Source organism: Bradyrhizobium murdochi (genome assembly GCF_000472965.1).
In the GTDB taxonomy this organism is placed as follows: domain Bacteria; phylum Pseudomonadota; class Alphaproteobacteria; order Rhizobiales; family Xanthobacteraceae; genus Bradyrhizobium; species Bradyrhizobium murdochi.
On record NZ_AXAU01000027.1, the window covers coordinates 73,424 to 80,631 of the forward strand.

At 62.4% G+C, this 7,208-nt stretch carries 8 protein-coding genes; 4 read left to right on the plus strand and 4 right to left on the minus strand.

The genetic code is table 11. The features are described 5' to 3' along the window. Positions 1-5 precede the first annotated feature (5 nt). From YUO_RS0133130 to YUO_RS0133140, 3 genes are all read right to left on the minus strand, one after another. Complete coding sequence (locus tag YUO_RS0133130) at positions 6-833, minus strand: carbohydrate ABC transporter permease (protein WP_028351095.1); 828 nt, start codon at positions 831-833, stop codon at positions 6-8. 14 nt (positions 834-847) lie between these two features. Beyond that, a complete protein-coding gene (locus YUO_RS0133135; RefSeq protein WP_028351096.1) occupies positions 848-1,735 on the minus strand; it encodes a carbohydrate ABC transporter permease in 888 nt (295 codons plus the stop codon). A gap of 74 nt (positions 1,736-1,809) precedes the next feature. Then, complete coding sequence (locus YUO_RS0133140; RefSeq protein ID WP_028351097.1) at positions 1,810-3,111, minus strand: ABC transporter substrate-binding protein; 1,302 nt, start codon at positions 3,109-3,111, stop codon at positions 1,810-1,812. Between the two features lie 197 nt (positions 3,112-3,308). Here YUO_RS0133140 and YUO_RS0133145 point away from each other — a divergent pair, with 197 nt between their 5' ends. The 4 genes from YUO_RS0133145 to YUO_RS0133160 all read left to right on the plus strand — a co-directional run bounded on the left by YUO_RS0133145 (position 3,309) and on the right by YUO_RS0133160 (position 6,770). Further along, complete coding sequence (locus tag YUO_RS0133145; protein WP_035728164.1) at positions 3,309-4,337, plus strand: LacI family DNA-binding transcriptional regulator; 1,029 nt, start codon at positions 3,309-3,311, stop codon at positions 4,335-4,337. Between the two features lie 14 nt (positions 4,338-4,351). Next, a complete protein-coding gene (locus YUO_RS0133150) occupies positions 4,352-5,086 on the plus strand; it encodes an SDR family NAD(P)-dependent oxidoreductase (RefSeq protein WP_028351099.1) in 735 nt (244 codons plus the stop codon). 136 nt (positions 5,087-5,222) lie between these two features. Beyond that, entirely contained in the window at positions 5,223-5,444 is a 222-nt protein-coding gene (locus YUO_RS0133155; RefSeq protein ID WP_028351100.1) for a hypothetical protein, read from the plus strand. A 303-nt stretch (positions 5,445-5,747) separates the two neighbouring features. Then, entirely contained in the window at positions 5,748-6,770 is a 1,023-nt protein-coding gene (locus tag YUO_RS0133160) for a YeiH family protein (RefSeq protein ID WP_051379759.1), read from the plus strand. Between the two features lie 157 nt (positions 6,771-6,927). Here YUO_RS0133160 and YUO_RS45370 read toward each other — a convergent pair. Continuing rightward, positions 6,928-7,208: integrase core domain-containing protein (locus tag YUO_RS45370; protein WP_028351102.1), on the minus strand; the 281-nt coding region annotated here is incomplete at its 5' end.

Genomic DNA, 7,208 nt, shown 5'->3' on the forward strand with positions numbered 1-7,208 from the left:
CAATCCTAGCCTTTCACTGCGCCAAGCGTCAGTCCGGATACCAGCCAGCGCTGAACCAGGGCGGCCAAAATCAGCGGCGGTAGCGCGATCAGCGTTGCGGCGGCCATCAACGCGCCCCATTGCGTCGATCCCTCGCCGATGAAATTGAATGCGGCTGCAATCAGTGTCTTGCTGTCGCCGTTCGAGAGCACCAGCGCAAACAGGAAGTAGTTCCAGGAAAACACGAAGGCCAGGATGGATGCCACCGCGACGCCGGAGGCAACCAGCGGCAGCGCGATCCGCCAGAGGATGCGCGTGACGCTGCAACCATCGACCTGTGCTGCCTCAAAGACGCTGCGCGGGATGCCGTCGAACGACGGTAGCAGCACCCATATGACGATCGGAAGCGTGATGACGGCATGGCTCAGGATGAGCGCGGTGTAGGAGCCGATCATGCCGACCTGGCGGAACATCACGTACCACGGCAGCAGGAACAGCGTTCCGGGCGCCATACGCGCCGCCAGCGTCAGTATCGCCGGCCATGAAATGCGCGTCCACGATACGGCGAACGCCGCGGGAATTCCAAACAACAGGCCAAGGGCGGTTGAGCCGATGGTGACGATCAGGCTATTGATCGCGTAGCTCAGGAAGGGCGTCGTTTTCGTAAGCTGCGCATAGTTCTCGAGCGTCGGCGCGAATATCAGGGTCGGCGGATAGGCGGTCACCTCGAATGACGGCTTCAGCGAGGACAGCACCATCCAGAGCGTCGGCGTCAGCACGATGATGCCGGCGACCACGAGCTGAAGCAGGTTGAGGCGGCGGATCCAGGCATCGGTGATCGGTGCGTCGGTCATGGCTTCACCTCACCTCACCAGGCCACTGCGCCACGCAGGCGGTTGAATGCCAGCACCGCGCCGAACACGATCGCGGTCAACGTCAACATGAGCGCGCTCGCATAGCCGATGTTGAAGAACTCGAAGCCGACCCGGAAGCCGTAGATGTTGAGCGTGTTCGACGCGTTGCCGGGGCCTCCTTGGGTCGTGATGTAGATGATGTCGAAGAAGCGCAGCAGATCGACGCTGCGCAGGATCGTTGCTGTGACGATCGTCGGCAACAGCAGCGGCAACGTGATGCGCTGGAACGTCTTGAACGCCGAGGCGCCATCGATCTGCGCCGCCTCGTAAACGCTCGGCGGCAGCGACTGCAGACCGCCGAGCACGATCAGCGCGACATAGGGCGTCCATTGCCAGGTGTCGATCAGGGCAACCGTCGGGATCACCCAGACCGGGGATGCCAACCACTCCGACGGCGGCAACCCTAGGGATTGCAGGATGTAGTTGGCGGCGCCGAGCGACGGATCGAGGATGACCAGCCACATCATGCCGGCGACCACCGGCGGCATCATGAATGGCGAGATGAAGAGCGAGCGTACGATGCCCGGAAGGCGTTTGGCGTGAAAAAGAACCAGCGCCAGCCACACACCGAACACGAGTTGCAGCACCAGCGAGAGGACGTAGAGCGCAATCGTCACCCATAGTCCGTGCCAGAATTCGGTATCGGCGAGCAGCCTTGAATAGTTCGCTAGCCCAACAAACGACTGCTTGCCGGTGGAGGAAAAGCTGTGCAACCCGAGCCAGACCGTATAGACGACCGGGAACGCAATCATCGCGACGGTGAAGATCACCGCCGGCGCCGAAAGTGCGGCCAGCTCTAACCTCTGCCGATCTTCAGTAAATGTAGCGGCAGCCTCGGACATGCCTGCATGTTTTCCCGGATTAAATCTGGAACGGAAAGGCGTCGACCGCGGCAATGCCGTCGACGCCTCATGCGCTACTTCTGTGCGATCAGGACATCGAGCGCCTTGTCGGCGTCGGCGCAGGCCTGATCGACGGTCTTTTGCTTGAGGATCAGATCCTGCACAGCCTGACCAATGAATTCGCGCGACTCCGGATTCGCGACGATGGGATAGCCGACCTCAGACGAGCCTTTCGCAGCAAGGACGTCGAGGGCGGCCTGCCACTGCTTGCGCACCGGCTCTTCCTCAATCCACCTGCGATAGGCGGGATCGTTGGCAACTGCAGAGCGCGGCGGCGCAATCCCCTGCAGCGCCATGCGCTTTTGAATCTCCGGGCTCGTTGCCCATTGTACGAAATACCAGGCAGCCTCGGGCTGCTTGCTGTGGGCGGAGACGGCCATGCCCCAGCCGATCGCTGTCGGGACCTGGCCCGCCTCGCCAGCCGGGAACGGAACAAGCGCAGTGTCCTTCAGCCGCTCGCCGCCGTCCATCACGGTGCGCAGCTCGTTCGAGGATTCGAATGACATCGCCGCGCGGCCGCTGCGATAGAGCGCCGAGATCTGCTGGAAGCTGTAATTGACGACGCCGGGCGGTCCGTAATCCCTGAGCAGGCCGCTATAGGTCTCGAGCGCTTCCTTGCCTTTGGCCGAGCAGAGGTTGGATTTGCCGTTAGCGATGTAGTTGCCGCCTATGTTGTGCAGCATGTTGCTGAAGGTATAGGCGATCGCAGGCTTCAGGCCGCGCGAGACGAATGGCGTGATATTGGTGTCGCACGCCTTCAGCTTCTTCGCCGCCGGCTCGATGTCCTTGATGGTTGCGGGTGGTTCGACGCCGCATTTCTTCAGAATGTCAGTCCGATAATAGAGGATCGGCCCTTCGATATTCATCGGCATGCTGGTGAGCTTGCCGTCGAAGGTCCCCGCCTTCAATAGAGCCCGGCCGAGGCCTGCATAGTCGTAGTCGCCGGCAACCGCGCCCTTGGTCATGGGCGTCAGATCGGCGTACCAGCCGGCAGCAGCGAATTGTGGGCCCTCGCGCGACGGCAAGGACATGAACACGTCGACCTCGTCGCTGCGTGCGTTCATCACGGTCACCAGGCGCTGGCGCATCTGCTGCTCCTGGTAGGCGTCGACCTTCAGCGTGATGCCAGTGAGCTTCTCGAAGTCGGCCTTGTGCGTCAGCAGCGCCTGCGCCACCGGATTGTTGTTGGCGAGGAAGGTAACGGTCTTGCCCTGGAATTTCTTCCAGTCGAAATCAGCGGCGCAGGCCACCGAGGCAGCATTACCGGCCGCGACAAGAGCAAGCGCAAGGCGCGCCGCAAAGGCTTTGGCTTTCATTGGTCTCCTCCCTGATGGGGGCTGACGCCCTTGTTTCCGGCTCACCGGATTTCTTGTAAACGGTTACATACTAGGCCGATGAGGTTTGCTGTCAAGTTTACGCAAAATACAACATGTAAGGCAAATATCGATAGACTTCCCATCTACCATCCGCCATCTTTGCATTGTAACGTTACATTCGACCGACCGACTTGGTGATGGAAAGATCCGCAAAGCAGGGAATTCGCGCGGTGGCGGCCGAGGCCGGCGTGTCGACCGCCTCGGTATCGCGCGCCCTCAACAACCCGGACTCGGTAAGCGCGCCGCTGCGGGCGCGCATCGCGCGCGCCGTCGAGACGGTCGGCTATATTCCGCACGCACCGGCACGCGAGTTGTCGTCGCGCCGGTCGCGCACGCTCGGCGCGATCGTCCCGACTATCGACAACACCATGTTCGCGCGCGGCATCGCCTCCCTGCAGAAATATCTCTCTTCCGTCGGCTACATGCTGTTCCTGACTACGAGCGGCTACGACCTCGACGCTGAACTGGAGCAGGCGCGCAACCTCGTCAGCCGCGGCGTCGACGGCCTCGTGCTGCGCGGCGACTGCCATCACGACGGCTTGCGCAAGATGCTTGCCGACTATTCCGTGCCCTTCATCAATGTCGGCATCTATCGTCCCGACCGGCCCTATCCCTGTGTCGGCACGGACAATGAAGCCGCCGCACACCGTGCGGCCTTGCATGTGATCGAACTCGGCCATCGGCGAATCGGAATCGTCTCCGCACTCCAGCGCAACAACGATCGGGCGAGCGCCCGCGTCGCCGGCTTTCGCCGCGCGATGGCCGAACACGGCATCAAGATGCCCCCGCAATGGCATGTCGAGGTGCCCTATACGCTGGACGATGCGCGCGAAGCCGCCCGCTACCTGCTTGGCCTCAAGGACCGGCCGACGGCGGTGGTTTGCGGTAATGACGTTATCGCCTATGGCGTGCTGCTGGAGGCCGAACGCAGCGGATTTTCGGTGCCCGACGATCTGTCGGTGGTCGGCTTCGACGATCTCGACTGGAGCCGGCATTTGCGCCCCAGCCTCACGACCATCCATGTACCGACCGGAGATACCTGGCAGCGCGCCGGCGAGTATCTCGTGCGTCATCTCGCGGGCGAGCAGACCATCATGCATCACGAAGTCGACTATTCGCTGATCGTCCGGGAGTCCACCGCATCGCCGACGCGATCATCCAAATAGCAAGGAACAATCCGATGAACGCACCCTTCGCGCTGGCTCCGGGATTCCACGCCGTGGTGATTGGCGGCGCGGGCGACATCGGCGCTGCCATTGCCAATCAGTTCTGCGATCTCGGCGCGACGGTAACCGCCACCGGCGTCGACGAGGCCGATATCGCGCGCACCGTGCTACGGCCCCGGCCGGGATTGCAGTTGGCTCCCCTCGATATCACCAATGATGAAGCAGTCGCATCGTTTGCAGGCCGACAGGCACGCGTCGATGCGCTGGTCAACTGCGCCGGTATATTGGCGCGCGACAAGGAATTTGAGATCGAGACCTTTACAAAGGTGCTCGATGTCAACCTCGTCGGCACGTTCCGCACCTGCATGGCCTTTCGGGCCGGGCTTGCCGGCACCAAAGGCTCGATCGTGAACATCGCATCGATGAACGCAACGCTCGCGCTGCCGCGCATTCCCGCCTACTGCGCCAGTAAGGGCGGCGTCGTCATGCTGACCAAGGCGCTGGCACTGGCCTGGGCGGAAGAAGGCATCCGCGTCAACGCGGTCGCGCCGGGTTACATCGAGACGGCGATCAATGCAGCAGGACGATCCGATCGCGCGCACTACCAGCGCATTGCCGATCGTACGGCGTTCAAAAGGTGGGGACAGCCGGAGGACATCGCCGGCGCGGTTGCATTTCTCTGCATGCCGGCGTCGCAATATGCGACCGGCACGGTTGTCGCCGTTGATGGCGGATTTCTCGCGGGCTGAGGGGCGATAGAAGAAAACCCTAGCCCGGGGCTGCAGCGGAAAACGAGCTTCCACGCCGCTGCCACAAAAGGCATTCCTCTACCCTTGCTTCCGCGCAGCTATTGGCGACATTAGCCTTAGCGAAACGGAAGCAACCATGAGCCAGCCCGCATTCGATCCCTTTGGAGAGCCGGTCCCGGCGGTCGATCCTTCGACTGCGACGGTCGGCGCGTCCAAATGGCTGAAGTCAGCCGGCATTGGCCTGTTCTGGGGCCTTGTCGGCGTCATCGTGCTGGCGCGCGCGGTCTATTTCGAACCGGGCGATCTCTCCTTCGAGCGCGCCGTTGCGTGGGCGCAGGGCTTGCTCGTCTCGCTTTAATATCTTGCCGGCATGCGCTGTGCGGGTTGGTTGCCCCTGCGTCCGATCCAATGATCCGTTCGAACGCGACCGCGGCAGGACTACCTTGAACCGCCCAGCTTGATCTGATCCTCGTTGGTCGCCACCGGGACGACGGCCCCGCCGAGGCCTGCAAATGCAGGTTGAGGGATATAACGTCTCCGTATGGGCACAATCCGAAAATGTACTAGCGAGCCCGCGTGGTCCGGCGCATAAATTATTCTCCAAGGAGGATAAGTGCCGCCACCCCAAAGCAGTTCTGACGACGCAAAGCCACGACCCGGCATGCTCGGCCGCGGCATGGCCCTCGTTCCAGGGGTCGCGCTCTGCGGCATCATCACCGCCGTTTCGCTGGGCGCGCAACGCCTCGAAGAGCACGTCTTCATCCATCCTTACGTCGAGGCACTGGTCATCGCGATCCTGCTCGGAATGGCGATTCGCACCATCTGGCAACCATCCCAACGCTGGCGTTCCGGCATAGCCTTCAGCGCCAAGCAACTGCTCGAGGTCGCCGTCATGCTGCTCGGCGCGTCCGTCAGCTTTGGCGCGATCGCGGCCTCCGGCTATCTCTTGATCGGCGCAATCGTCGCCACCGTCGCGGCGATGCTCGCGGTGAGCTTCGGCCTCAGCCGCATGCTCGGGCTTCCTACGAAAATGTCGATCCTGATCGCCTGCGGCAATTCGATATGCGGCAACTCGGCAATCGCCGCGGTCGCGCCGGTGATCGGAGCCAATAGCGACGATGTCGCCTCGTCGATCTCCTTCACCGCCATTCTCGGCGTGTTGATGGTGCTGGGCCTGCCGCTCCTGATCCCCTTGCTGGGCCTGTCGGCGACACAGTACGGCATTCTGGCGGGCCTCACCGTCTATGCCGTTCCGCAGGTTTTGGCGGCGACGGTGCCCGCGGGCATCATCAGCACGCAAATTGGCACTCTGGTCAAGCTTGTGCGCGTGCTGATGCTGGGGCCGATCGTGGTTGCCCTCTCGCTGGTCGCGGCGCGCCGCCGCAAGCTCCACGCCGACCAAACAAAGGTCGCCGCCATCAGCCCATTCAAGCTGGTGCCCTGGTTTATCATCGGCTTTCTGGTGCTCGCAGCCCTGCGCTCGCTCCAGCTCGTGCCGGATCTTGTGATCGCACCGGTGACGAAGACGGCGGCCATCCTGACTGTCCTCTCGATGGCTGCGCTTGGCCTTGGCGTCGACGTGCGCGTGCTCTCGACCGTGGGCGGAAGGGTCACCGCCGCCGTCACGCTGTCGCTGCTCCTCCTGCTGGGCCTTAGCATCGGGCTCGTTCACCTATTCCCGTGACCATATGGCGCGCAGCCCCGTCGAAGCCTCAATCGCGGAATTTCCATTTCGGATTGAAGCGTGGCGTGCGGCACCGCGGCGTATACGCGACACAGGGCAAGCGGCTTGCGAACGATCCCATCGCCGCCCCGCTGATTCAATCAGAACCGGAAAGGCTCTAGGTGTGGAGCCTCAACAGGTTGTTCCCGGTTAGACCGAGTCTGCTGATGGGTGGCTTTGATCCGATACTGCCATGAGGTCTGTGCCAATTGTAGCGGTGAAGCCAGCGTGGCAGTTCGGCGGCGCGTTCGTCTGAGGTGTCGTAAGCGCGGGCATAAGCCCACTCGCGCAGGCTTGTCTGGATGAAGCGCTCAGCCTTGCCGTTGGTCTTGGGTGTGTAGGGCTTGGTACGGATATGCTTGAGGCCGAGACGCTTGCAGGCTGTTCGGAACGCAAAGG

What these genes read in the sequence shown, in the direction of transcription:
- YUO_RS0133155 (WP_028351100.1), top strand. Translation starts at nt 5,223, where the DNA reads ATGAGCCAGCCCGCATTCGATCCCTTTGGAGAGCCGGTCCCGGCGGTC.
- YUO_RS0133140 (WP_028351097.1), bottom strand. Translation starts at nt 3,111, where the DNA reads ATGAAAGCCAAAGCCTTTGCGGCGCGCCTTGCGCTTGCTCTTGTCGCG.
- YUO_RS0133130 (WP_028351095.1), bottom strand. Translation starts at nt 833, where the DNA reads ATGACCGACGCACCGATCACCGATGCCTGGATCCGCCGCCTCAACCTG.
- YUO_RS0133135 (WP_028351096.1), bottom strand. Translation starts at nt 1,735, where the DNA reads ATGTCCGAGGCTGCCGCTACATTTACTGAAGATCGGCAGAGGTTAGAG.
- YUO_RS0133150 (WP_028351099.1), top strand. Translation starts at nt 4,352, where the DNA reads ATGAACGCACCCTTCGCGCTGGCTCCGGGATTCCACGCCGTGGTGATT.
- YUO_RS0133145 (WP_035728164.1), top strand. Translation starts at nt 3,309, where the DNA reads ATGGAAAGATCCGCAAAGCAGGGAATTCGCGCGGTGGCGGCCGAGGCC.
- YUO_RS0133160 (WP_051379759.1), top strand. Translation starts at nt 5,748, where the DNA reads ATGCTCGGCCGCGGCATGGCCCTCGTTCCAGGGGTCGCGCTCTGCGGC.